The organism is Candidatus Methylomirabilota bacterium (assembly GCA_035709005.1).
Lineage (GTDB): Bacteria > Methylomirabilota > Methylomirabilia > Rokubacteriales > CSP1-6 > 40CM-4-69-5.
This window is the reverse complement of record DASTFB010000084.1, coordinates 1-23,602: the sequence shown is the minus strand read 5'-3', so window position 1 is coordinate 23,602 and position 23,602 is coordinate 1. Positions and strand designations below refer to the sequence as shown.

24 protein-coding genes are annotated in these 23,602 nt (G+C 70.1%); 5 read left to right on the top strand and 19 right to left on the bottom strand.

Annotated elements, in window-relative coordinates:
- The 7 genes from VFR64_14855 to VFR64_14825 all read right to left on the bottom strand — a co-directional run.
- A partial coding sequence (locus tag VFR64_14855; GenBank protein HET9491019.1) for a DUF748 domain-containing protein occupies window positions 1-2,250 on the bottom strand: 2,250 nt, incomplete at its 3' end.
- Between the two features lie 136 nt (window positions 2,251-2,386).
- The gene (locus VFR64_14850; GenBank protein HET9491018.1) at window positions 2,387-2,875 is read right to left on the bottom strand and encodes a prepilin-type N-terminal cleavage/methylation domain-containing protein; all 489 of its coding nucleotides are present in this window, start codon (window positions 2,873-2,875) and stop codon (window positions 2,387-2,389) included.
- Window positions 2,876-3,134: 259 nt separating this feature from the next.
- Window positions 3,135-3,848, bottom strand: a complete 714-nt coding sequence (locus VFR64_14845) for an ABC transporter ATP-binding protein (GenBank protein HET9491017.1) — start codon at window positions 3,846-3,848, stop codon at window positions 3,135-3,137.
- Window positions 3,845-4,567: an ABC transporter ATP-binding protein gene (locus tag VFR64_14840; GenBank protein HET9491016.1), complete on the bottom strand. Its 723-nt coding sequence runs from the start codon at window positions 4,565-4,567 to the stop codon at window positions 3,845-3,847. Before VFR64_14840 ends, VFR64_14845 begins: the two co-directional genes overlap by 4 nt.
- Window positions 4,564-5,511, bottom strand: a complete 948-nt coding sequence (locus tag VFR64_14835) for a branched-chain amino acid ABC transporter permease (protein HET9491015.1) — start codon at window positions 5,509-5,511, stop codon at window positions 4,564-4,566. The genes VFR64_14840 and VFR64_14835 overlap by 4 nt, the downstream gene beginning before the upstream one ends.
- Window positions 5,508-6,380 carry a branched-chain amino acid ABC transporter permease gene (locus VFR64_14830; GenBank protein ID HET9491014.1) on the bottom strand — a complete coding sequence of 291 codons (873 nt, stop codon included), beginning with the start codon at window positions 6,378-6,380 and terminating at the stop codon, window positions 5,508-5,510. The genes VFR64_14835 and VFR64_14830 overlap by 4 nt, the downstream gene beginning before the upstream one ends.
- 27 nt (window positions 6,381-6,407) lie before the next feature.
- Window positions 6,408-7,658, bottom strand: a complete 1,251-nt coding sequence (locus VFR64_14825; protein ID HET9491013.1) for an ABC transporter substrate-binding protein — start codon at window positions 7,656-7,658, stop codon at window positions 6,408-6,410.
- 92 nt (window positions 7,659-7,750) lie between these two features.
- Between VFR64_14825 and VFR64_14820 the strand changes: the two genes are divergently transcribed.
- From VFR64_14820 to floA, 3 genes are all read left to right on the top strand, one after another.
- Complete coding sequence (locus tag VFR64_14820; protein ID HET9491012.1) at window positions 7,751-9,535, top strand: feruloyl-CoA synthase; 1,785 nt, start codon at window positions 7,751-7,753, stop codon at window positions 9,533-9,535.
- Between the two features lie 332 nt (window positions 9,536-9,867).
- Window positions 9,868-11,259, top strand: a complete 1,392-nt coding sequence (locus tag VFR64_14815) for an NfeD family protein (protein HET9491011.1) — start codon at window positions 9,868-9,870, stop codon at window positions 11,257-11,259.
- 3 nt (window positions 11,260-11,262) lie between these two features.
- Complete coding sequence (gene floA / locus VFR64_14810) at window positions 11,263-12,243, top strand: flotillin-like protein FloA (GenBank protein ID HET9491010.1); 981 nt, start codon at window positions 11,263-11,265, stop codon at window positions 12,241-12,243.
- A gap of 725 nt (window positions 12,244-12,968) precedes the next feature.
- Here the strand turns inward: floA and VFR64_14805 are convergent.
- Genes VFR64_14805 through atpD form a run of 9 tightly spaced genes read right to left on the bottom strand, consistent with a single transcriptional unit; the run spans window position 12,969 to window position 19,607 of the window.
- The gene (locus tag VFR64_14805) at window positions 12,969-13,853 is read right to left on the bottom strand and encodes a F0F1 ATP synthase subunit gamma (GenBank protein HET9491009.1); all 885 of its coding nucleotides are present in this window, start codon (window positions 13,851-13,853) and stop codon (window positions 12,969-12,971) included.
- Window positions 13,854-13,877: 24 nt separating this feature from the next.
- Complete coding sequence (locus VFR64_14800) at window positions 13,878-15,377, bottom strand: alternate F1F0 ATPase, F1 subunit alpha (protein HET9491008.1); 1,500 nt, start codon at window positions 15,375-15,377, stop codon at window positions 13,878-13,880.
- 23 nt (window positions 15,378-15,400) lie between these two features.
- Window positions 15,401-16,186, bottom strand: coding sequence for a F0F1 ATP synthase subunit delta (locus tag VFR64_14795; GenBank protein ID HET9491007.1), 786 nt, complete (start codon window positions 16,184-16,186; stop codon window positions 15,401-15,403).
- A gap of 3 nt (window positions 16,187-16,189) precedes the next feature.
- Window positions 16,190-16,468, bottom strand: a complete 279-nt coding sequence (locus VFR64_14790; protein HET9491006.1) for a F0F1 ATP synthase subunit C — start codon at window positions 16,466-16,468, stop codon at window positions 16,190-16,192.
- A gap of 10 nt (window positions 16,469-16,478) precedes the next feature.
- The gene (locus VFR64_14785; GenBank protein ID HET9491005.1) at window positions 16,479-17,186 is read right to left on the bottom strand and encodes a F0F1 ATP synthase subunit A; all 708 of its coding nucleotides are present in this window, start codon (window positions 17,184-17,186) and stop codon (window positions 16,479-16,481) included.
- Window positions 17,186-17,515, bottom strand: a complete 330-nt coding sequence (locus VFR64_14780) for an ATP synthase subunit I (GenBank protein HET9491004.1) — start codon at window positions 17,513-17,515, stop codon at window positions 17,186-17,188. The genes VFR64_14785 and VFR64_14780 overlap by 1 nt, the downstream gene beginning before the upstream one ends.
- Complete coding sequence (locus VFR64_14775) at window positions 17,516-17,833, bottom strand: AtpZ/AtpI family protein (GenBank protein ID HET9491003.1); 318 nt, start codon at window positions 17,831-17,833, stop codon at window positions 17,516-17,518.
- Entirely contained in the window at window positions 17,833-18,222 is a 390-nt protein-coding gene (locus VFR64_14770; protein HET9491002.1) for a F0F1 ATP synthase subunit epsilon, read from the bottom strand. Before VFR64_14770 ends, VFR64_14775 begins: the two co-directional genes overlap by 1 nt.
- Entirely contained in the window at window positions 18,219-19,607 is a 1,389-nt protein-coding gene (atpD, locus tag VFR64_14765; protein HET9491001.1) for a F0F1 ATP synthase subunit beta, read from the bottom strand. Before atpD ends, VFR64_14770 begins: the two co-directional genes overlap by 4 nt.
- Window positions 19,608-20,065: 458 nt before the next feature.
- Between atpD and VFR64_14760 the strand changes: the two genes are divergently transcribed.
- Both VFR64_14760 and VFR64_14755 read left to right on the top strand, forming a co-directional pair.
- Window positions 20,066-21,004: an SGNH/GDSL hydrolase family protein gene (locus VFR64_14760; GenBank protein ID HET9491000.1), complete on the top strand. Its 939-nt coding sequence runs from the start codon at window positions 20,066-20,068 to the stop codon at window positions 21,002-21,004.
- A 75-nt stretch (window positions 21,005-21,079) separates the two neighbouring features.
- Window positions 21,080-21,877: a hypothetical protein gene (locus VFR64_14755; GenBank protein HET9490999.1), complete on the top strand. Its 798-nt coding sequence runs from the start codon at window positions 21,080-21,082 to the stop codon at window positions 21,875-21,877.
- A 12-nt stretch (window positions 21,878-21,889) separates the two neighbouring features.
- Here the strand turns inward: VFR64_14755 and VFR64_14750 are convergent, their stop codons facing one another.
- The 3 genes from VFR64_14750 to VFR64_14740 all read right to left on the bottom strand — a co-directional run.
- Window positions 21,890-22,984 carry a ring-opening amidohydrolase gene (locus VFR64_14750; protein ID HET9490998.1) on the bottom strand — a complete coding sequence of 365 codons (1,095 nt, stop codon included), beginning with the start codon at window positions 22,982-22,984 and terminating at the stop codon, window positions 21,890-21,892.
- A gap of 21 nt (window positions 22,985-23,005) precedes the next feature.
- Entirely contained in the window at window positions 23,006-23,290 is a 285-nt protein-coding gene (locus VFR64_14745) for a hypothetical protein (protein HET9490997.1), read from the bottom strand.
- Between the two features lie 36 nt (window positions 23,291-23,326).
- The coding region (locus VFR64_14740) for a hypothetical protein (protein HET9490996.1) at window positions 23,327-23,602 on the bottom strand (276 nt) is incomplete at its 5' end.

The following is a 23,602-nucleotide window of genomic DNA, read 5'->3' as shown; positions in this document are numbered from 1 at the left end:
CACGCGCTCCACGGCCACGGGGAATGCCGCCGCCGGGGGCCGTGGGCCTTCGGCCGCGGGCCGGGGCGGGGGGGGCGTGTCGGCCGGCCCGCCGGCCGCCTTCATCACGGCCGCCACGTTGATCGTCTTGTCCTTGGAGATGACCAGCCGCCCGTCCAGCCCGGCCAGCCGCACCTCGTCGATCTGCAGGCGGTTCGGGGCGAGCCCGAACCGGATCGTGGCCGCGTGCAGCAAGGTCCAGGCCAGCAAAGGCTCCCCGGTGGCGGTCTCGACGACGATGACCCGATCGACATCGGCCGCGCCGGTGTAGGTGACGGCGACGCCATCCCGCCGGCTGCGGTACGCCAACCGGCCGCTCGTGGAAACGTCGCCCGAGCGGACGATGACAGCCGCGGTGGACGCGACGTAAGGCTGGAACGGGATCAGATTCAGCCCGGCCAGGTTCAGCGTGGCGCTGGCCGCACGCCCGTCCGGTGCTACCTGACCCCGCGCCGTGAAGCTGCCCCCCTGCTTGACGCGGAACGTCGCATCGAAGGGGAAGGGTTTCTTGCCGTCGCTGCGCATGTCCCGGAGGCTGACCTTGATGCCATCGATGTCGAGCTCGACCGCCGGAGTGACGCTCCGGTCGGCGACGGCGAGGCGATGGTCGGCGAGCTCCAGCTTGTCCACCGCCACCGTGAACGGCCGGGCGGTGGTCGCCGTCGTCGCGGCAGCGCGAGCCGCCGTGAGGAGCGGGGCAGTGGTGGCCTGATCGGCCGAGCTCAGCAGGGCCAGGAGGGGCAGCGAGCCGTCGGCGGCGCGCACCACCGTGGTGAGGCCACCCGTCACCCCGACCCGGGACACCGCGAGGTGTCGCCCCGCCAGATCGATGCGGCCCCCGTCCACGGTGATCTGGTCCAGCGACACCAGCGGCGTCCTGGCCACGGCAGCCTCGGACACCGCCACGCGGGCGAGCTTGACGCCCAGGTCGTCCACCGTACCGGCGAGCCCGGCGGGTCCGCTCTCAAGCCGCGCGGACAGATCGACGGTGAGGTCGGCGACATCGACGCCCAGCGGGGCGGCACGGCTCTGGTCGACGAAGGACAGCGCGAGCTCGTCGAGACGGACCTTCCCGATCGTGAGTCGCCACGGCGGCGCATCGGGGGCAGTCGACGGACCGGCCCCGCGGTCAGCGGCATCCGCCGCCGGAGAGCTGGCCAGGCGCTGCCAGTTCACGGTGCCGTCCCGAGCCATGGTCGCGGCCAGCCGGCCACCACCCAGGGAGATCTCGGACACTGCCAGCTCGCGGCCGGCGACATCGCCCCGCCCGCCGGTCAGACCGATTCTCTCCAGAGAGAGCAGCGGCGTCCGTTCACCGCGCGCGGTGAGGCTCAGCCCGGCTACGGAGACGTCGAGGCCGTCGATCTTCAGCGTCGTCGCCCTGTCGCGATAGGCGAACTGATAGGTGAAATCGGCGTCGAGCCGGCCGGCCGGCTCGGCTAGGGCGATGTCGTCCTGGACGAAGCGCCAGGCCGTGGCCAGCGGGAAGCCGCGCAGCTCCAGGCGGCCCGTCGAGCTGAGCGGGACCAGGGAGACCTCGCCGTCCCAGCCCACCACGCCGCCGCCGGCCAGCGTCGCCGAGATCGCGTAGGGCCCCGGGCGCTCGGGCACCGTCGTGATGTCTCGCAGCTCGATGTCGATGGGGTCGAGGGAGGCCGTCTGGGGGCTGCTCCCCGACAGGTCCGTGAAGGACACGACACCGCGGCTCACCACCGCATGCTGCAGCAGCATGCGCCGCGGGGCCTCCGGCTCGGGGCGCGCCGCTGGCTCGTCCTGGGGGAAGGTGTCCGCCAGCTCGGCCAGGTTCAGCCGTCCGTCGGCGCTCAGGATCACATCCACCCGAGGCCCCTCGAGCTGGACCTCGGCGAAGGTCCACGCCCATCGGAAGAGACTCGCGAGCTGGAAGTCGACGAAGAGGCGGTCGAAGCCCAGCAGGGGCCGGCCATCGGCCTCCTGCAGGCGGAAGTCCCTGATCTCCAGCTTGAACAGCAGCGGGTTCACCCGGACCTCGCCGATCTCCGCGCGCCGCTTGAGCTGCTCCTGGGCGTATCGCGGCACATAGCTGGCGATCAGCCGGGGCGCCAGGAAGAAGCCGGCGAGCGCGTACCCTACGGCCAGGACCGCCACGACGGCCACGGTAACGAGAAACGGGACCCCGGTGACCAGCCGGAGGAGCCGTCGAGCCCGGGGCTGAGACTCCGGAGGCGCCATGCCCAGCATTGTCGGTGCAGCCGGGAACGTGTTCAACTCCCACCGCGTGCGTAGCCGGGCGGTCAGGACAGCCGGGGATACCTGCTGAGGCGGACGGCCGCCGGGTTATCCCGGCGGCCCACAGGTTGACGTCAGCTCAGGGGTACTGAACGTTGCCGCTCGGCAGATCGCCCGGGCTCGCGCCCACGAGCGTGAACGTCCCGGCGGTGGCTCCCCGGGTGTACGTGTACGTCCAGCCCACAGGGGCCGTCATCGAGCCCTGATAGAAGGGGCCGGCCGGGGTGCCGTTGCTATCGCTCAGGATGCCGCCAAGCACGGAGAGGTCGCCGGCGTTGTTGACGCCACCGACACAGTTCGCGCCCGCCGGGGAGAACGAGACCGAGGTCGGCGGGCCAGCGACGGGGAAGCCGCCGGACGGCACATCGCCGCAGTGGGCGGCCACCGCCGTGAGCGCGGAATACAGACCACGCAGGTCGGACTGGGCCTTCGCCACGCGGGCGCGGGCCTGCATGTTGGCGTACATCGGAATCGCGATGGCCGCCAGGATGCCGATGATCGCGATGACGATCATCAGCTCGATCAGAGTGAAGCCTCGTGCGTTTCCGATTCGTGTCCGCCAGAACATCACCATGTGTCTTTGCCCCTTCCTTTGTGACAGGTTGTCGACGCGTGACTGATTGTCGACACGTGCCGGATTGTCGACCGCACTATTGCGGCGTTACTGGTCGCCGACCCTCATGGGCCAGTCTTGTGCATGGCAGATGCCAGACCGTTCACATCCGTGGCATGAAGCAATCCGGGACGTTAGTGGGGCGAAGACACAGCCGCAGGCTGAGGGGTGGTCAGCTCCTCCTTGCCCGATGCCAGCAACATCCAGGGACGCTTCACCGTCCGAGAAACGCGCTCCGCACGCGCTCGTCGGCGAGGAGCGTCACACTGAGCCCCGAGAGCGTGATCGCGCCGTTGTCGATGACGTAGCCGCGGTGAGAGAGCCGCAGCGCGCGCGCCACGTTCTGCTCCACGAGGAGAATCGTGACGCCTTCCCGGTTGATCACACGCAGGTTGTCGAAAATGGCGCCGACGATGACCGGGGCGAGCCCCAACGAGGGCTCGTCGAGCATCAACAGTCGGGGCCGAGCCATCAGCGCCCGCCCGATAGCGCACATCTGCTGCTCGCCGCCGGACAGCGAGCCGGCGACCTGGTCGCGCCGCTCGGCCAGGCGCGGAAAGAGCGCGAAGACACGGGCCAGGCTCTCGGCGCGTCGGCGACGGCTCTCTGGCGTGCGCGCGCCCAGTTCCAGATTGTCGACCACCGTGAGCGTGGGAAAGAGCTGGCGGCCTTCGGGCACGTGGGCGATGCCCCGGCCGACGATCTGGGCGGAGGTGAGGCCGGCGATCGGCTCGCCGTCCAGCTCGATACGGCCTCGCCGCGGGCGCAGGAGCCCGCCGATCGCCCGCAGGGTGGTGGTCTTGCCTGCCCCGTTCGAGCCGATCAGCGCCACGATCTCGCCCGCGAAGACCTCCAGCGACACGCCGGCGACGGCCGTCATGTCGCCGTAGGTGACCTCCACGCCGTCGAGCCGGAGGAGCGGGCTCACCGCTCCTCGGACTCGCCCAGGTAGGCCTCGATCACGCGCGGGTCGCGGGCCACCGCCTCGGGGGACCCGGCCGCGATACGCTCGCCGTAGTTCAGGACGATGATCCGCTGGGAAAGGGACATCACCGCCCGCATCACGTGCTCGATGAGCAGGATGGTGACCCCGCCGGCGTTGATGGCGCGGATGAGCTCGACCATTCGTTCGGTCTCGGTGGCGGTCAGCCCCGACATCACCTCGTCCAGCAGCAGCAGCGCCGGCTCGGTGGCCAGCGCGCGGGCCAGCTCCAGGCGTTTACGGTCGGCCAGCGTCAGGCTGCCGGCCGGCTGATCCCGCCGGGCGGCCAGGCCCACACGGGCTAGCACGTCCAGGGCGCGAGTGTGCGCCTGGCCCGGGTCGGCGCGGCGGCCGAGCGCCCCGATCACGACGTTGCGCAGCACGGTCAGCCGCGGAAACGGCCGCATGATCTGGAACGTCCGGACGATGCCCAGGGCGCAGGTCCGGTGGGGGGCGAGACCGATGATGGAGCGGCCGCGGAAGCGAATGTCCCCGGCATCGGGGGTGAGGAACCCCGAGATCATCCCGAAGACGGTCGTCTTCCCCGCCCCGTTGGGGCCGATGAGCGAGACGATCTCGCCGTCGGCCACCTCGAAGCTCAGGTCGCGCACGGCCTGCAGGCCTCCGAAGCGTTTGGCCAACCGGTCGACGGCCAGCAAGCTCACGCGGCCCGCCGCGCGAACAGGCGGCGTACAACCGGGTAGGCGCCCTGAGGGAGGAAGAGCACCACCACGATCAGGAGCACGCCGTACGCGATCAGGTGGGCGCCGTGCCAGCCGCCCTGGCCGAAGTAGTAGCGCGAGATCTCGCCGAGCGGGGTGAGGATGAAGGAGCCGAGGACGGGGCCGAGCACGGTGCCCGAGCCACCCACGATGGGTCGGATGATGATCTCCACCGAGAGGGGGATGCCGAAGAGGGCGTTCGGCTGGAGCGAGAAGAGGTAGAACGCGTAAAACGTGCCGCCCAGGCCGGTCAGGAACGACGAGAGGACCATGGCGATGAGCTTGTAGCGGAAGCTGTCCACGCCCAGGGCTTCCGAGGCGCTCTCGTCCTCCCGGACGGCGGTCAGGTAGATTCCGAACCGTCGGCCCTCCAGCCAGCGCGTGAGCCCGGTGGCCACCAGCATCAGGATCAGCGCGATGTAGTAGTAGGCGCGGTTGTCCTGGAACTGGAACTGTCGGGGGTCGCCCGTGAACGTGATGTACAGGCCGAGCGCCCCACCCAGAACCTCGACGTTGGACACGGCGATCCGGCAGATCTCGGCGAAGGCCACGGTGAGCAGCACGAAGTAGAAGCCGCGCAGGCCGAAGCGGAACCCGAGGTAGCCGATGACGCCGCCCAGCAGCGCGGCCAGCGCCGCCCCCACCAGCATCCCGATCCAGGGGGTGATGCCCCACTGCAGGGACAGCACCGCGGAGGTGTAGCCGCCGATCCCGACGTAGGCGGCGTGGCCGGCCGACAGCTGGCCGGCGTAGCCGCCCACGAGGTTCCAGGCCTGCCCCAGGTAGGCGTAGAAGAAGATCAGGATGAAGATCGTGATCAAGTAGGAGGAGAGCACCGCCGGCAGGGCAGCCAGCACCGCGACGGCGACGAGAGCACCCCACCTCATGGCGCGCGCCGGCCGAAGAGGCCCGCCGGCCGGAGCAGTAAGATGAGGATCAAGAGGGAGAAGCTGACAAGTTCCTTCAGCGAAGGCCGGAGGAAGACAGCGCCCAGCGACTCGGCGACGGACACGAGCAGGCCGCCGACGAAGGCGCCCGGCAGACTGCCCATGCCGCCGATGATGACGATATTGAACGAGGTGATCGACAGGGTCAGGCCCGTGCTCGGCTGAAAAGGCAGGATGGGAGAGACCAGGGCGCCGGCGGCCCCCACGCAGGCCGCCCCCACGCCGAAAGCCACCGCGTACACGCGCCGCACGTCAGTGCCGATCACCAGGGCGCCATAGACGTTGTCGGCGGCGGCGCGGATGGTGCGCCCCAGATCGGTGCGGAAGAGAAAGGCGTAAAGCAGCCCCGTCAAGACTACGGCCACGACGAAGGCCAGCAGGCGGGCGACGTCGACGTAGAGCGGGCCCACGAACCAGGTGACGGCGGCCAGCGGTGTGCGCACCCGCGCCGGCTCGGGTCCGAAGGCGAGGAGGGCCGTGTTCTCCAGCACCAGCGCCACCCCGAGCATCAGGAGGATCTGCATCTCGTGCGGCGCGTCGACTACCCGGTCGACGAGCCCTCGCTGGACGGCGAGCCCCAGCCCGAAGAGCGCGGCCGCGCAGAGGACGAACCCCAGGTAGGGATCCACCCCGGCGCGCGTGGCCAGAACGAAGGCCAGGTACATCCCCCACACCATCATGTCGCCGTGGGCGAAGTTCACCACCCGCATCACGCCGAAGATGAGGGTGAGGCCGACGGCCATGAGGCTGTAGACGCCGCCGAACAGGACCCCGCTCAGCAGCCCCTGGCCGACGAGCACGGGGTCCATCGCTGAGCGTTGCCGAGCGACCGGCCGCTAGGCTCGGGGCCTGGGGAACACGAACTTCTGAACTGCGGCCTCTCGCGGCCACACCGCCACCGGCTTCTGGCCGAGGATCTGGATCATCGTGGGAACGGCGTTCGGGTTGTCGCCGAGCTCGTTGAAGACGACGGGGCCGCCATACTGCATGAGCCCGTCCGTGAAATTGGTCTGCTTGAGCGCGCCCACGATGGCGTCAGGGTCGGTGGACCTGGCTCGTTCCAGGACGTCGGCAATGATCAGCATGGCGTCGTAGGAGTAGCCCGAGTTCGTGTCGAAGGTCTTGCCCCCGGAGCGCTTGCGGTACTCGTCGGCGACGGCGACGGTCTTCCGGTTCTTGAAGTTCGCCCAGGGCACGCTGGTCAGGACGTACTCCAGGTCCTCCTTGAGGGCGGCGAGCTGGCCAGCCTCGTAGAGCCCCGGGCTGCCCGGCCCGACGATCCCCAGGATCTCGACGCGCTGCTTGCGGATCTCCGGCAGCAGGAGCTGGGCGCTGGCCGGGCGCGTGATCGGGGAGATGACGTCGGGCCTGGCCGCCTTGGCCCGGGACACCTCGGTGGAGAGATCCGAGGGAGGCTCCGGCCACGGGATCACGTCCACGATCTCCCAGGGGGCCTTGGCCGCCTTCTGCGCCGCCTGGAAACCGCGGGCCTGATTCTGCCCGAACAAATCGTTGCAGTACATCAGCACGACCCGCTTGGGCGACACTCCGGCGGCCTTGAAGATTTCCGTGAAGTACTGCACCGCCTTGCGGCCGAACTGCGAGCCGGTGGGGAAGTTGCGGTAGACGTACTGCACCTTCTGCTGGCCTTCCTTCACCGACTTCGCCACGTTCGCGGTGATCGGATCGGCGGCCGCGATGTCCACCAGGAAGGGGATACGCCGTTGCTGGGCGACCGGCACCATGGCCGCGGTAGAGCCCGAGTCGAACGAGCCCACCAGCATCTGCGCGCCCTGGTTGACGACGCGCTCGGCTTCGGCGCGTCCCACGTCGGGCTTGGTCTGAGTGTCGCCGACCAGCAGCTCGAGCTTCATTCCCCCCAGCGACTTGATGCCGCCGGCCGCGTTGATGGCCTCGGCGGCCATCTGGGCGCCGAGCCGGCAGGCCTGTCCGGGCTCGGCCAGCGGACCGGTCACCGGATGGACGACGCCGATCTTGAAACTCTTGGGCTGAGCGCGGAGAACGACGGGAAAGCCGGCGACGGCGGCACCGGCGCCGGCGGCCTTGAGAATCGTGCGGCGGTCCATATACCCTCCTTGCTGGGTACGCGAATTATAGATCAGCCATAGTCGTCGTGAACGATTGCCGGGCCACCGCCGCGCCGGTATGATCACCATCCGTGGCCCCGCGCCGCGACGCCGTCTTGCCATTCGCGCCCGCCCGCGTCGAGGTGCAGCACCGCCCGGACGGGGCCGTAATTCTGCGCTGCCCCGCGTCGCTGACCTCCCACGCCCGTGCCGTCGGCGAGTGGCTCGTCCGGTGGGCCGAGCGGCGCCCGGACCAGACGTTCCTGGCCGAACGGGCCGGCGACGCCTGGCGTACCGTCACCTATCGCCAGGCGCTCGACACCGTGCGGCGGATCGGCCAGTCCCTGCTCGATCGGGGGCTGCACGCCGAGCAGCCTGTGGTCATCCTCTCCGACAACAGCGTGGACCACGCGCTGCTCGCGCTCGGCGCGATGCACGTCGGGGTGCCGGTGGCGCCAGTGTCCCCCGCCTACTCGCTGATGTCCCGGGATTTCGGTAAGCTGAAATTCATCGCTGACCTGATCCGACCGGGACTGGCGTGGACGGCGGATCCCGAGAGGTTCGCGCCCGCGCTGAACGCCATCGGCGCCACCTCCACGCCGTTGGCCGAGCTCCTGGACAGCCGTCCCACTGCTCGCGTGGACGAGGCGTTCGCACGGCTCCGTCCGGACACGGTCGCGAAGATCCTCTTCACTTCCGGCTCGACGGGCACTCCCAAGGGGGTCATCAACACGCACCGGATGCTCTGCGCCAACCAGGAGATGCTCGCCCACGGCTGGCCGTTCGTCGAGGAGCGTCCTCCCGTCCTCGTGGACTGGCTTCCCTGGAATCACACCTTCGGCGGCAACCACAACTTCAACATGGTGCTCCGGAACGGCGGCACGCTGTACGTGGACGGCGGCAAGCCCGCGCCCGGCCTCGTCGAGACCACCGCGCGCAACCTCCGCGAGATCGCCCCCACCATGTACTTCAACGTGCCGAGGGGCTTCGACCTGCTGCTGCCATTCTTGGAATCGGATGCCGCCCTCCGGCGCAACTTCTTCAGCCGCCTCGACGTCCTCTTCTACGCCGGCGCGGCGCTCTCGCAGCCTCTCTGGGATCGCCTCCGGCGGCTGGCGGCCCTCGAAGGGGCCGGCGGGGTAGCCATGCTCTCGGCGTGGGGCTCCACGGAGACGTCGCCCCTGGCCACGCAGGTGCACGCCCCGATCGACCGGGCCGGCCTGATCGGGCTCCCCGTGCCGGGCTGTGAGCTCAAGCTCGTGCCCGCCGGGGGCAAGCTGGAGGCGCGGGTGCGCGGGCCACACGTCACACCCGGCTACTTTCGACGTCCCGACCTCACGAAGGAGGCCTTCGACGAGGAGGGCTACTACCGGATCGGCGACGCCGTGAAGTTCGCCGAGGCCGGCAACCCCGCCCAGGGCCTCGTGTTCGACGGACGGGTGGCGGAGGACTTCAAGCTCAGCACCGGCACCTGGGTGCACGTCGCGGCGCTCCGGATCGCGCTGATCGCCGCCGGAAGCCCGCTCATCCAGGACGCGGTCATCACCGGTCACGACCGCGACGAGGTCGGGGCGCTGCTGTTTCTCAACCCGCTGGTGAGCCGGGACCTCGAGCCCGCGGCGGCCCGGACGAGGATCGCCGTCGCGCTGGCAAGCCTGGCCGCCCGGTCCATAGGGACGTCCACCTGCCCGGCCCGTGCCCTGATCCTTACCGAACCTCCGTCGATCGACGCCGACGAGATCACCGACAAGGGCTACATCAACCAGCGTGCGGTCCTGGAGCGGCGCGCCGCCCTGGTCGAGCGGCTGTACGCGATTCCGCTGCCTCCCGACGTGATCTTGCCGAGCGAGCACCCCGTCGCGCCCGACCACCGCTGACCACTGTGTCCGCCGCCGGCCTCGTGGCCGCGGTAGAATGGGCAACGCCAGCGACCACCCGCCCGGAGCTTGCGGGGCGGCGAATGCGCGGAAGGGTCGAGGAGACGGTCGTCGGTGCCTCTGGGGCAGCGACGCCACGTCCCGGGAGGTCACTGCTCCTTGTTTCACGGACCCTCCACCTCGGCCCCGACCCTGCGCCCGGCCTTACCGACCCTCCACGTGCACGACGTCCGACGGCGGCCGGCGGTGGCGGGCGACCAACAGCGAGGCCATCTGCGAGGAGATGGGATGGACGAAACTGGCGGCGGCCATCGATCAGGACGAGACCGCCAATGACACGTCCCAACGCCCGGCGGCGCCCACCCGTGGAGGTCCTCCTCGCGAGCTTTGGGCTGCTCGCCTCGCTGACCGTGACGGCCGCAACCGAGGCGCCACGGACCGCCACCAGGCCGGTGGTCCTCGTGGCGCGGATCGAGGGTCTCATCGACCTCGGGCTCGCGCCGTTCGTCGGCCGCGTGCTCGATGAGGCGGCGACGGCGGATGCCGCCGTGGTCATCCTCGATATCAATACCTTCGGCGGGCGCGTGGATGCCGCCGTCCTCATCCGCGACGCGCTACTCGGCGCGCGCGTCCGCACCGTGGCGTTCGTCAACAAGCGGGCGATCTCCGCCGGCGCCCTCATCAGCCTGGCCGCCGAGACGATCGCGATGGCAGACGGCGGGACCATCGGGGCGGCCACGCCGGTGGAGATCGGACCGCCGGGCGCGCCGGCCCGGCCCGTGGCGGAGAAGACCGTTTCCTATATGCGCAAGGAATTCCGCGCCACCGCCGAGAACCGCAAGCGGCCGGCCCTGCTCGCCGAAGCCATGGTGGATGCCGATGTCGAGATTCCCGGAATCGTCGACAAGGGAAAGCTTCTCACGCTCACCACCGAGGAGGCCTTGAGGCACAGCCTCGCGGATTTTCGCGCGGACAGCCTCCCCGCCGTCCTAAAGTCGCTCGACCTCGCCGGCGCGGAGGTACGCCAGGCGACGCAGACCTGGGCCGAGACGCTGGTGCGTTTCCTGACCCACCCGGTGGTCAGCTCGCTCTTGATGACGATCGGCATCCTCGGGATCATCGTGGAGATTCGCACGCCGGGCTTCGGCGTGCCCGGCGCGCTCGGTATCCTCAGCCTCGCGCTCTTCTTCTGGGGCCACTGGCTCGTCCGGCTGGCCGGCTGGGAGGAGTTGCTCCTCGTCGGCGCCGGCGTCATCCTTCTGGCAATCGAGCTCTTCGTGACGCCAGGCTTCGGGGTCATCGGCATCCTCGGGCTCGTCACCCTCCTCGGCGGCCTGGGACTCAGCCTCGTCGGTGCCGGGGCCACCTGGGAGGTCATCATCATTGCAGTGGGGCAGGTCGCGGTGTCGCTGCTGCTGGCGATTGCGGTCTCCCTGGCCCTGCTGCGTCTCCTCCCCCGACTGCCGTTCGGCCGACGACTCGTCCTCGAGACCGAGCTGGCGGCGGGCGAGGGGTTCGCGTCGGCGCCGGAAACGGACCACACCTGGCTCGGCAAGCGGGGAACGGCGGCTTCGACGTTGCGGCCGGCCGGGATAGGCGACATCGAGGGTGAGCGGGTGGACGTCGTGTCGGACGGGGAATTCATCGACGCGGGCGAGCCGATCACGGTCGTCCGGGTGGACGGCAACCGGATCGTCGTGCGGCGGCTTCGCAGAAAGGACTGAGCCATGGCCGGCATCGAGACGGGTGCGTTCGGAGCCGTGGTGCTGTTGCTCCTGGTGGTCGGCGCCCTCGCCGTCCTCCTCTATTTGATCCCGGTCCGCTTATGGGTCGCCGCCTGGGCCTCCGGCGCCTACGCGGGGCTTTTCACGCTCATCGGCATGCGCCTTCGTCGCGTGCCGCCAGGCACCGTCATCACGGCGCGCATCAGCGCGGTGAAGGCGGGGCTGGACGTGCCGGTGAACGACCTCGAGGCGCACTACCTGGCCGGCGGGAATCTCGTGAGCGTGGTGAACGCGATGATCTCGGCGGACAAGGCGAACATCGTGATGCCCTTCAAGCGGGCCGCAGCCATCGACCTGGCCGGGCGCGACGTGCTGGCCGCGGTGAAAATGTCCGTGATCCCCAAGGTGATCGAGACGCCCCGCATCGCGGCCGTGGCCAAGGACGGCATCCAGCTCCACGCGATTTGTCGGGTGACGGTCCGGACCAACCTCGACCGCCTCGTGGGCGGCGCCGGCGAGGAGACCGTGATCGCCCGGGTCGGTGAGGGCATGGTCAGCACGATCGGCTCGGCGGCGACCCACAAGGACGTGCTCGAGAACCCGGACCACATCTCCAAGCACGTGCTGACCAAGGGTCTGGACGCCGGGACCGCCTACGAGATCCTGTCCATCGACATCGCCGACGTCGACGTGGGCGAGAACATCGGAGCCAAGCTGCAGATCGACCAGGCCAACGCCGACAAGCAGATCGCCCAGGCCAAGGCCGAGGAGCGGCGCGCGATGGCCGTCGCGCTTGAGCAGGAGATGAGCGCCCGCGTCGTCGAGGCCGAGGCCGAGGTGCCGCGTGCGATGGCCGAGGCCTTCCGCCAGGGGCATCTCGGGGTCATGGACTACTACCGGATGAAGAACGTCCAGGCCGATACGCAGATGCGCGAGTCGATCGCGGACGCGCCCGAGGAGCCGCCTCCGGCTCCGAGAAAATAGCGCACGGTACCTCGTCGGACGGGTTCGAGCACCCAGGGGGAGGGCTGACTGTGACCCTCGAGCAGATTCTTATGTTCGCCGCTGTCTTTGTGCTCGTGCCCTTGCTCAACGCTCTCGTGCGCGCGCTGAAACGGCGTCTCGCGGGCCCGACACCTCGAGCGTCCGGGCCAAAAGCGCCGGAGACACCCGCTCGCATGCGGACGCCGTCCTCGCCGCTCGGCGCTGGGCGCCGCCCGGCTGGCGGCCCCCCACCGCCCCCGCTGACCGAGGGGCTCCAGTCTCGCCGGCGACCGAAGGTGAGCATCGGAAGCGCGCGGGAGGCGCGCCGCGGAATCCTGCTCATGACCGTGCTCGGGCCGTGCCGCGGCCTGGAGCCCTAGAGACTCATCGAAGCGGACATCCCTGAGCCTGTCCTCGGGTACGGGCGCCCGTGCTCAATACCGAAGGACCGCGGCCCCTGGCGCGTCGTCGGGCATCTCTGCGGAGGGGACGGCGTACACCGTCCCCCGGCGCCGATCTCGATCGTCCTCGTGGCCGGGGCAAAGGGCCCAGACCCGCTCGATGCGACCGTCCCAGGCCGCCGGCACCATCGTTCCCACGTCGTTCACCATCCGACCCGTCCCCTTCAGCTCCAGAGCTGCTCGAGGTCTTCCCGAGTCACGATGTCCATGACGCTCACCTCCGTAACGGGATAACGACGAGACGGGCCAGAGGACGGCGCATGGTCATCCCCCGTACGCCCCCCTCGAGACGCTCGCCGACGCCTCGAACCCGCTCACGATGTCGAGGAGTTCCTCGGTAATGGTTTCCTGTCGCCGGCGTCGAAACTCCGCCTGCTGCTCCTCGAGGTGCTCCTCGATGTTCCGCTCGGCGGCCTGCATCGAGGCGAGCCGGCTTGCGTGCTCGCTGGCCAGCGACTCCGCCGCCGCCCGGTACACCGAGCTGAACAGGTACTGCCGGATGACCGCCGGCCACAGCCGCTCGGCGTCCATGGTGAACATCGGCAGGCGCCGGGAGGGCCAGCGCCGGGCGGCGAGATTGCGCAATCGCTCCCGGCTGAGCGGCAAGAGCTGACGCATGTGTGGAACCGCGACGGCCTCGCCGGTGCGCCGTTGGTGGATCAGCAGCACCCGGCCCGGACCCTCGACGGTGCCCCAGGTGTCGATCTGGACCAGCACGGCCTGGGCCAGCGCCGCCAGGCCGCTCACCGACCCCGGCAGGAAGAGCCGCTCGTCCACCGCCTCCCCCAGGGCGGCCAGGCGAGCTTCGGCCCGCGCGCCAACGGCCAGGCACCGCCGGCGCGCGCCGGCCGCGTCGAGCTCGCGCAGGCGCTCCCCGGCGAAGTGTGCCACTTCGTCGTTGAAGCGGCCGCAAAGGCCATGGTCCGAGCCGAACACCACGACGGCGGCCGGCCCGGCAGCGGGCGCGGCGACGCCGACCACCGCGGGCCGGTCGCGCAGCAACGCCTGAAGCGCCAGCTCGACCGTGCGACTGTAGTCGCGCAGGGCCGCCACCGCACTCTCGTACTGCCGGACGCTGACCGCCGACAGCGACTTCATCGTACGGACGATCGCCCGCAGATCCTCGGTGGTCGCAATCCGGCGGCTCAAGGCTTCCAGCGTCTGCAAAGCCGGTTACCCGCGCGCCTCCCGCAGCGCCTGTCGAGCCGTCTCCACGATCCGGTTCCGCTCCTTCTCGCCGAGCCCCTCGCCGGCGTCGATCGCGTCGCACAGGTCGGGGAGGCCGTCGCGGACAGCGGTGCGCACGCGCTCCTCGGCGTCGGCGATGGCCTCGATGCCGATGGTGTCGAAGAGTCCCTCCGTGGCGGCCAGCAAGGTGGCGATCTGCGCCGAGACCGCCAGCGGCTCGTACTGTGACTGCCGCAGCACCTCGCGCACGCGCCGTCCCCGCTCCAGCCGGTGCCGCGTCTCGGGGTCCAGGCGCGTGCCGAAGCGCGCGAAGGTCTCGAGCTCCTCGTACTGCGCGTACGACAGGCGCAGCGGCCCGGCCACGCTCCGGTAGGCGGGCAGCTGGGCCTTGCCGCCCACGCGCGACACCGACCGGCCGACGTCTACGGCGGGCAGCATGCCTTTCTGGAACAGGCCCGGCGAGAGGTAGATCTGGCCGTCCGTGATGGAGATGAGGTTCGTCGGGATGTAGGCGGCGATGTTCTGCGCCTGCGTCTCGATCACCGGCAGCGCCGTCAGCGACCCGCCGCCCCGCTCGGCTCTCAGGCGCGTGCCGCGCTCGAGCAGCCGGGCATGGACGTAGAAGATGTCGCCCGGATACGCTTCGCGCCCGGGTGGCCGGCGCAGCAGCAGCGAGAGTTCGCGGTAGGCCCGGGCATGCCGGGTGAGATCGTCATAGACGACGAGCGTGTCCTGCCCCTGCTCCATGAAGTACTCGGCCATCGTCGTCGCGGCATAGGGCGCCACGAACTGCAGCCCGGGCGCGTCGTCACCACCCGCCACCACCACGATCGAGCGCGCCAGTGCGCCGCGGCTCTCGAGATCGGCCACGACCCGCGCGACGGCGGATGTGCGCTGCCCGATCGCGCAGTAGACAGAGACCACGTCGCCCGCGCGCTGGTTCAGGATCGCCTCCACCGCCACGGTCGTCTTGCCCGTCTGCCGGTCGCCCAGAATCAGCTCCCGCTGCCCGCGGCCGACCGGGACGAGCGCATCCACTACCTTCAACCCGGTCTGGAGGGGGACCGTGACGGGAGCGCGGTCGAGGATCGCCGGGGCGTCTCGCTCGATCGGCTGTCGCTCGACGGCCTCCACGGGCCCCCGCTCGTCCAGCGGATGGCCCATGGCATCCACCACGCGCCCGAGCAAGGCGGGCCCCACCGGCACGTCGATCACGCGCCCCGTGCGCCGTGCCTCGTCCCCGGCGCGGAGGCGAGCGCTGTCACCCAGGAGGATGATCCCGAGGTCGTCCGGCTCCAGGCTGGCGACGATCCCGAGCAGGCCGCCCCGGAACTGCAGCAGCTCGTCGGCTTTGGCCCCCGGCAGGCCGCGCACGCGGGCGATGCCGCTCGCGACCCAGGTGAGCTCTCCCACCTCGATCGCTCGCAGTTCCGCTCGATGCTCGGCGACGGCGCGACCGATCGTGGCAAAGGTCTCGCGCGCCACGTCTATGAGCGTCCCTCCCCCGCTCACCGCGGCGTCCTGCCTTGCCGGCCGGCCGCGCGCTCGCCGAGCCCCTCCGCCAGCCGTCGCTCCAGCGTCTCGAGATAGCCCTCCAGGCTCCACGCCAGGCTCTCGCCTCCGCCACGGATCTCCACGCCGCAGACGACGTCGTCCACCAGCTCGTACGCGACCTCGACCTCCCTGCCCAGCGTGTCGCGGAGCCCTGACGTGATGCTTCGCTTCACCGTCGCCGGCAACTCGAACGCGCTCCGCACGCGCAGCGGCTCCCCGGAGGCGCTGGCCCGGGCCAGCGCCTCCCTCCGGTCCCCGTCGAGCGTGCCCAGCCGGTCGACCAGCACCCGGGCCATCTGCGATTCCAGATCGGCCGAGGCCAGATCTGCGAGGGCCCGGCGGGTGAGCGTCTCGAACTGCTCGGCGACGTGGCGCCTCACCTCGCGAAGGAACGCCGCCTGCTCCCGCTCGAGCTCGGCGCGCCATCGCTCGCGCACTTCGTCCGTCTCCCGCCGCAGCTCCTTCTCCAGCGTCCGCCGGAGGTCGTCCGCCTCCTCGCGGGCCCGGGCCAGCAGACGCTCACGCTGGGCCTCCAGCGCCTCGCGGGCCTCGCGGTGACGTCGCGCCTCCGCCTCGGCGTCCTCCTTGCGCTGCTGGGCCTCGCGCTGCCGCTCGGCGAGAGCCTCGTCTCTCCGAGCCATCGCCCGCACGACCGGGCCGTACAGGAAGCGCCTGAGCAGATAGACGAGGACCAGGAAGTTCAGGACCTGGGCCCCGACGGTCAGCCAGTCGATCGTCATCGGTCATCCACCCGCGGCCGCCAGGAACCGGTTCCAAAACGGGTTCGCGAAGATGAGGATCAGGGCGACGACGAAGCAGTAGATGGCCGTGGACTCGATCATCGCGAGGCTCACGAAGAGCGTCCGGGTGATCGTATTGGCCTCGTCGGGCTGCTGGGCGATGGACGCCAGCGCCTGCGCCGCCGCCCGCGCTTCGCCCAGCGCCGGCGCGATCGAGCCGATGGCGATTGTGAGCCCGGCCGTGACGATCGAGATGGCACCGATGAGTCCGAGGTTGTCCATGGCGTCTCCCTTAGCGGGTCTCGTCTGAGTCGCCGGCCCCCGGCGACTGGCCAGCGTGGGTTCGGGTGGCGGACGCGATGTAGACCATCGCCAGCACGGCGAAGATGTAGGCCTGGATCAGGCCGGTCAAGAGCCCCAGGACCTGCATGACGATGGGGAAGAAGAAGGGCACGATACTCAGGAGAATGGCCGCGATGACCGTGCCGCTCATGACATTGCCATAGAGCCGGACGGCCAGCGCGACCGTCCGGGACATCTCCCCGATGATGTTGAACGGCAGCATGAAGGGCGTGGGCTGCACGTAGCTCTTGAGATAGCCGCCCAGCCCGCGCTCGGCGATCCCGTAGAGCGGGACGGCGACCAGCACACAGAGCGCCAGCGCGATCGTCGTCGAGAGCGATCCGGTCGGCGGCGCGAAGCCCGGGACGATCGCGAGGGCGTTGGAGGCCGCGATGAACAGGAACAGGGTCCCCACGAAGGGCAGGTACGGTCCAGGGTCATGTTGGCTGACCTCCCGGATCTGCTCTCGCATGCCGCTGACGAGAACTTCGAGCAGGTTCTGCCACCGCCCAGGCCGCATCGTCGCCGACACGTGCCGGGTGGCCAGATGGGCGCCGACAACGAGCACCGCCATCACGATCCACGTGTAGACGATCGTGGCGGACAGCCGGAACGGTTCCCACGCCCACAGCACCACTTCATCGGGGCTGATCTGCATCACGTCCCTCCCCGGGTCACCATCCGCTCGCGCCTCGGGCGTCGAGGCGCCTGCCCTGGACGACCCAGCCAGCGCGTAAGGACGATGCGGACGGCGAGGAAGCCGACCAGCGCGACCACCAGCCGCTCCCACCGCGTACCGACGAGGAGCGCGAAGAGGACGACCACCACGGTTAATCTCACGATCCCGGCGATCCCGAGCCACACGGCCGGCCAGGCCAGGCGATCGAGCCGGCGCACCACCAGCCACAACGTGCCGAAGTAGAAGGCGCCCAGCAGCGTGCCTGCGGCCAGCGCAAACGCGAGGGCGGTCGCGTCGTTCAGGGCCACTCACTCCCCTCGCTCGTCGCGGCTCTCCCGCTTGACCCAGTACCAGGCGTTCAGCGAGCCGAGCAGGGCCCCCAGGAGCAGGAGGCTGAGCGTCCAGGAGACACGAGAGGGGAAGCGGGCGTCGAGCCAGAGTCCCAGCGCCACGCCGGCCACCGTCGGCAGCGCCACGGCCCAGCCCACGAGCCCGAACATGCCCAGGCCAAACCACACGCCCCGCCGGCCCTCTCGGCGGGCCCGGAGCCTGCGCTCGGCCTTCCGACCGACGATCTCGGTGACGTCCTGCTCGGGCAACGGTTTTCGGGGGCGCGGCTCGTCCATCACTGTCCCGCGTCCATCTCGACGAACCGCCGCACCACGCCCGCCTCCAGGCGGGTCAGCGCGCTCCGCACCGCTCGCTCCCGGTCGTCCAGCGCGAGGAACTCGCGCTCGACCATCGTCCGCAACGACCCGAGATCTTCGCCCGTCACCCCGCGCCAGGCCGACACCAGGACTTCGGCGTCGCGCTTCACGAGCATCCCGTGGTCGAGCGCGACGAGGCGCTCGGCGCCGTCGGCGGCTGTGAAGATCAGCACGCCTGGCACGAGGGCCGCCACGAAGTCGGCATGCCTGGGCAGGAGGCAGAACCAGCCGTTCTCGGCCTCCGCGAGGACTTTCGTCGCTGTCTCGTCCACGAGCACGCGCGAGGGGAGCAGGACCTTGAGCGTCATGCCCGGGCCTCCGCGCCAGCAACCTCATCGATCTCGCCGATCATGTAGAAGGCCTGCTCGGATCGATCGGCCAGCTCGTCGTCGAGGATGCGCTCGCACCCGTCGAGCGTGGCCCCGAGCTCGACCTGCCGACCCGGACGGCCGGTGAACTGCTCGGTGGTGAAGAACGGCTGGGTGAGGAAGCGCTCGAGCCGACGCGCGCGGGCGACGGTGGCCCGGTCCCGCTCGGACAGCTCCTCCAGCCCCAGCATCGCAATGATGTCCTTCAGCTCCTCGTACTCGGCCAGGGTCCGCCGCACGGCCCCGGCGATCCGGTAGTGGCGCCGGCCGACCGCCGGGGGCGTCAGCATCTTCGAGTCCGAGCGCAGCGGATCAACGGCCGGATAGAGGCCCTGGCTCGCCCGCTTGCGCGACAGGATGACCGACGCGGACAGGTGCGCGAAGGTGTGGGTGGCGGCCGGATCGGTGAAGTCGTCGGCGGGGACGTACACCGCCTGGATCGAGGTGATCGCTCCGGCAGCCGTGCTGGAGATCCGCTCCTCGAGCTCGGCCAGCTCGGTGCCGAGCGTTGGCTGGTAGCCGACACGCGACGGGATCCGTCCCATCAACCCCGAGACCTCCGAGCCCGCCTGGATGAATCGGAAGATGTTGTCGATAAGCAGGAGCACGTCGCGGTGCGCCCGGTCGCGAAAGTACTCGGCGATCGTCAGCGCCGCGTGCCCGACCCGGAAGCGCACGCCTGGAGGCTCGTTCATCTGCCCGAAGATCATGACGGTCCGGTCCAGGACGCCGGCGCTCCGGATGTCGCGGTAGAGCTCTTCGGCCTCGCGGCTCCGCTCGCCAATGCCGCAGAAGAGGCTGACGCCCCCGTAGCGGCCCACGACGTTGTGGATCATCTCGGTGATGAGCACGGTCTTACCGACCCCGGCGCCGCCGAAGAGCCCGGCCTTCCCGCCCCGCTCGAGCGGGCTCAAGAGATCGATCACCTTGATGCCGGTCTCGAAGATCTCCGAGCGGATCGCCCGCCGGGCCAGGGGAACCGGTGGGCGGTGGATCGACTGCCACTCGACCCCCTCCAGTGGCGCGCCGCCGTCGATGACCTCCCCGAAGACGTTCAGCATCCGCCCCAGCAACGGATCCCCCACCGGGATCTGCAGTGGCCCGCCCGTGTCGATGACCGCGGAGCCACGAGCGAGCCCTCGTGTCGGCGTCAGCGCGATGCACCGTACGGTGCTGGCGTCCAGGTGGTTCGCCACCTCCATCACCACTGCCACGGGCTCCGGCGTCACCAGCTTCTGGCGCAGCGGGGGCAGGTCCGCGTCGAAGCGGACATCGAGGACGTTGCCCTGGAGCGCGATCACCGTCCCCGGCCGACGTTGCCTCACGACGACACCATTTCTACGCGGTGCTCACGAGCGTCCGGCACGGCGGCTGAGGTCGCTCTTGAGGCATGCGCCCCATCGCCCAGCTGTCGACGCCGGCAGCCCGCTCATCCAGGACGCCGTCATCACCGGTCACGATCGCGATGCGGTGGGCGCGCTGCTGTTTCTCAACCCGGTGGTGAGCCGAGACCTCGAGCCCGGAGCGATCAGACCGAAGATCGCCGCAGCGCGGGCGAGCCTGGCCGCCCGGTCCCAAGGGACCCATGCCGAGAGAGCGCTGACACGACTGCTGGACGCTGCCTATTTTTCGGCAGACGGAATGTCTAAACCGCCTCAACACACCGTAATTAGCAGGAATCATTAGAGTCCCGCCTGGCCCCTCCCTTGCCTGAGTCCTCGCCCCGGTAGCAAACAGCCGACGCGGCCAGCCAGCCTGGCCGCCCGGGCAAGGGGAGGACGTCATGCGGCTTGCTGTCGTGCTCGTCACGTTGTTCCTTTCGCTCGCATCTGCCGCGCGCGCCGACGAGATAACACGGCTCGTCGTCTTCGGGGATAGTCTCTCGGATCCAGGCAACCACTTCATCGCGTTCGGGACGAGCGCGCGACAACCGTACGAGCCGGTGCCCGAGGCCTCGTACGCCGTCGGCGGACACCACTTCAGCAACGGGGCGACCTGGGCCGAGCGACTCGCCGCCGACCTCGGCGCGCCGACCAGCGGCGGGCCGGCGCTCTCGGTGCCGGGACTCTTCACCAATTATGCGGTCGGCCGCGCGCGAGCGCGAGCCGGGGCTCCCGCATTCCCGGATCACGACCTGCGCACCCAGATCGGGCAGTTCCTGACGGACTTCCGCGGGCAGGCGCCGTCCGGCGACCTGTACGTCGTGTGGATCGGCGCCAACGACGTGAGCGACGCGCTGAGCGCCCTGGCCATCGACCCCTCCGGGGCAACGAGCCTCGCCATCCTGAACGCGGCGATCACGGCCACCGCCGACGGCATCCTGGAGCTGTGGACGGCCGGGGCGCGGACGTTCATCGTGCCGAACGTTCCGAACCTCGCGATCACCCCCGTCATCCGCGAGCTCGACCCCTCCATTCAGACGGCCGCCGCCCAGCTCTCCGCGGCGTACAACGGCGCCCTGGAGCAGGCTCTGAGCGCCCTGCAGACCCTGCCGGGGATCACTCTGACCCGCCTCGACGTCCACGGCCTCTTCGCGCAGGTGCTGGCGAACCCGGCTGAGGTCGGGTTGACGAACGTCACCGATCCCTGCCTGACCTTCGGCGTCGGCAGCCGGGCGGTGTGCGCGACGCCGCAACAATACCTGTTCTGGGACGGCATCCACCCGACGGCCACCGGGCACGCGGTGATCTCGGAGGCCGCGCTGCTCGCCGTCAAGCCCTGACGCGGTGAGGACCGGACGATGGGACGGCAATCACGTCGGCAGTCGATCATCGGCATTACGGCAGTCGCACTGGCGGTGTTCGCGGCCGCGCTGTCGGGCTGTGCGGCCGGGCGCCCGCCGATCACAGGCGTGGAAGCGCGGGCGAGGTACGGAACCATCGGGGTCATCGCCCTTCCCGAGCCGCCGGCGACGGCGTTCGAGCGCCCCGCCACGTCGCGAGGGGAGGCCGCCGGACGCGGCGTCGTCCTGGGATTCGGCATTCCCCTTCTGGTCGGCTTTCAGGCGGCCGGCCCTCCGGGGATGCTGATGGGCATGCTCGCGTCCCCGGTCACCATGGTCGCCGGCGGCATCTATGGGGTCTTTGCCGCAACGCCGCCGGAGGACGTCGAGCGGGCAGCCTCCGCCCTCGACGCGGCGGTGAGCGCCTCGCAAATCGCCGAGCGAGTTCGGGACGGGCTGGTCGAGCGACTGCGCCTGGCCGGGATCGATGCCGTCGTCCTCGATGCCGCCGCGCCTGGGCTGACGGTCGACACCATCGTAGAGATCAAAGCCAGCGAGATCGCCCTGTTCGGAGTCGGTATCGACCCGGACCTGAGCCTGCGTCTGTCCGTGGTCGCGCGCGCGATCAGGGAGGGTAGCGAAATCCGGTCCAGTACGCGCACGTTCGACTCGGGGCCGCGCCGCCATACGTTCGAGTCCTGGGCCAAGGCCGACGCGACGCCGCTGCGACTGCAGGTGACAACAGCCATCGGCTGGATCGCCAACAGGATCGGAGATGACCTGCTCAACCCCTCCCCGGAGGTCACTTCGTCCGTCGGACACGGTGTGCCCCGGACAGACGGGGCGTCCGGTGACCCGGAAGATCAGCAGTGATGCGAAGGCGACTCAGTCGCCGAGGTCTACGATGGCGATGACCGGACCCCCGCCATGCGGGCCCTGGTGCATCGCATCGACCGAGACGAAGACGGCGGGATCGCCGATGGCCGCGGCGGCCACCCCGCCGACGGCGGCCTTGGCGTGGCGATGGTGGTGCACATCGGAATCGTCGAGCATGATCTGGCGGCGGCCGCGCAGCTTGCCGCGTCGATCGGCCTCGCACTTGATGAAGCAGTTCACCAGCCGGCCCTGCAGATCGGCCGCCCGGGGCCGATCCGGCAGCTCCAGCCCGGCATCGCGGATCGCCGCGTAGATGCCGTCGAGGTCGAGGGCGTCGGCCATGACGCCGTGGCCGATACGATAGCGGCCGCCGGCGCCCGCCCGGTTGCCCATGAGGACGATCTGGGCCTGCGTCAGCTCCACGCCCGAGGAGCACGAGGCCACCGACGAATAGATGTCGAGGTCCCGGCAGATCTGCTCGGCGCGGGGCATCCCAATCTCCCCCAGCGCGACGCCGATGCCCAGGGCGGTGGTGCCGTTCGACACGCCCATCGAGTCGTGCACCTCGCACGCCACCGTCTGCCCCCGCCGCTTGGCGTCCTCCACCCACTCGATGGTGAGCAGAGGGGTTTTCGTCTGGACGTAATGCACGTCCTTCGGATCGTCGATCCCGGCGTTCTTCATGGCCGCGCGCACACCGGCCGCCACGATCTCCACCATGCGGGGACGGCCGATGTCCTCGGGTCGGAGGTGCTCGCTCATCGCGGTGCCGATCACTAGCCGGGACTTGTTGGCCGGCCCTGTCCGCTCGTTGCGGGCGAAGACGGTGGCGTGCGGGGTGATGACACCGTCGCACCCTCCCGACCAGACCATGGGGATCCGGGCCACCTCGGCCTCGTTCCGCGTGCCGTGCCTGGCAATCACCCGACGGAAGGCGTGGTCGGCCAGGAGGCGGGTGAAGTCGTTGACACCGCCGTTGCCCTCGGTCTTGCCGACGACGGCCACGACCTGATCGGCGGTGAACTGCCCGGCCTTGATACAGACCTCCAGACCTGAGGCGTCCTGGACGCTTTTCAGCTCGACTTTCGCCACCTCGACGGCCATTGTCGCCCCTCCTGGCGTGCCTCAGCGCTCCACCCGCCGGCCGCCCGGGCCCAGGTGGTTCCAGGCGGGCGAGAACTCCAGGGTCGAGAACACCGCGTGAAAGCCGAGGTTCAGCGCCACGAACACCGCCAGCTCCATCACCTCGGCCTCACTGTAGTGACGCAGCAGCTCCTCGTACCACGTCTTGTCGATCACCCGAGGGTCTTTCTGCATCTGGTCGGCGTACCGGAGCGCGCACTTCTCGGCCGGGCTCAGCCGCGTGGAGCGCTCGTAGTCGTCGGCGTCGTCCAGGTCGGCCTCGGTCACGCCCATCTGCCGCGCCGCGGCAGAGCGCACGTTGGCTCAGTACTGGCACGCGACGTAGCGCGACATCTTGACCCGCACCAGCTCCTTGAGCCGGTGATCCAGGCTCCCGCGGTTGAACGACTCCGTCCACAGGTCGTACATCCGCGTGCACAGCTCGGGCACGTGGCCCATGATGCGGAAGAAGTTGGGGTCGGGCGCCCCGCGTGCCTCGGCCTGGCGGATCATTTCGCGGATCTTCGGCTCCTTGATCTCGTCCAGCTCGAGCAGCCGGATGTTCGGCATCGCCTGTCGCTCCTTGCCGCGCCTGGCTCG

Excerpts from the sequence above, each read along its gene's own strand:
- VFR64_14850 (HET9491018.1), bottom strand. The coding sequence starts at position 2,875 with ATGTTCTGGCGGACACGAATCGGAAACGCACGAGGCTTCACTCTGATC.
- VFR64_14835 (HET9491015.1), bottom strand. The coding sequence starts at position 5,511 with ATGAGGTGGGGTGCTCTCGTCGCCGTCGCGGTGCTGGCTGCCCTGCCG.
- VFR64_14830 (HET9491014.1), bottom strand. The coding sequence starts at position 6,380 with ATGGACCCCGTGCTCGTCGGCCAGGGGCTGCTGAGCGGGGTCCTGTTC.
- VFR64_14825 (HET9491013.1), bottom strand. The coding sequence starts at position 7,658 with ATGGACCGCCGCACGATTCTCAAGGCCGCCGGCGCCGGTGCCGCCGTC.
- VFR64_14815 (HET9491011.1), top strand. The coding sequence starts at position 9,868 with ATGACACGTCCCAACGCCCGGCGGCGCCCACCCGTGGAGGTCCTCCTC.
- floA (HET9491010.1), top strand. The coding sequence starts at position 11,263 with ATGGCCGGCATCGAGACGGGTGCGTTCGGAGCCGTGGTGCTGTTGCTC.
- VFR64_14795 (HET9491007.1), bottom strand. The coding sequence starts at position 16,186 with ATGACGATCGACTGGCTGACCGTCGGGGCCCAGGTCCTGAACTTCCTG.
- VFR64_14790 (HET9491006.1), bottom strand. The coding sequence starts at position 16,468 with ATGGACAACCTCGGACTCATCGGTGCCATCTCGATCGTCACGGCCGGG.
- VFR64_14785 (HET9491005.1), bottom strand. The coding sequence starts at position 17,186 with ATGCAGATCAGCCCCGATGAAGTGGTGCTGTGGGCGTGGGAACCGTTC.
- VFR64_14775 (HET9491003.1), bottom strand. The coding sequence starts at position 17,833 with ATGGACGAGCCGCGCCCCCGAAAACCGTTGCCCGAGCAGGACGTCACC.
- VFR64_14770 (HET9491002.1), bottom strand. The coding sequence starts at position 18,222 with ATGACGCTCAAGGTCCTGCTCCCCTCGCGCGTGCTCGTGGACGAGACA.
- VFR64_14760 (HET9491000.1), top strand. The coding sequence starts at position 20,066 with ATGCGGCTTGCTGTCGTGCTCGTCACGTTGTTCCTTTCGCTCGCATCT.
- VFR64_14750 (HET9490998.1), bottom strand. The coding sequence starts at position 22,984 with ATGGCCGTCGAGGTGGCGAAAGTCGAGCTGAAAAGCGTCCAGGACGCC.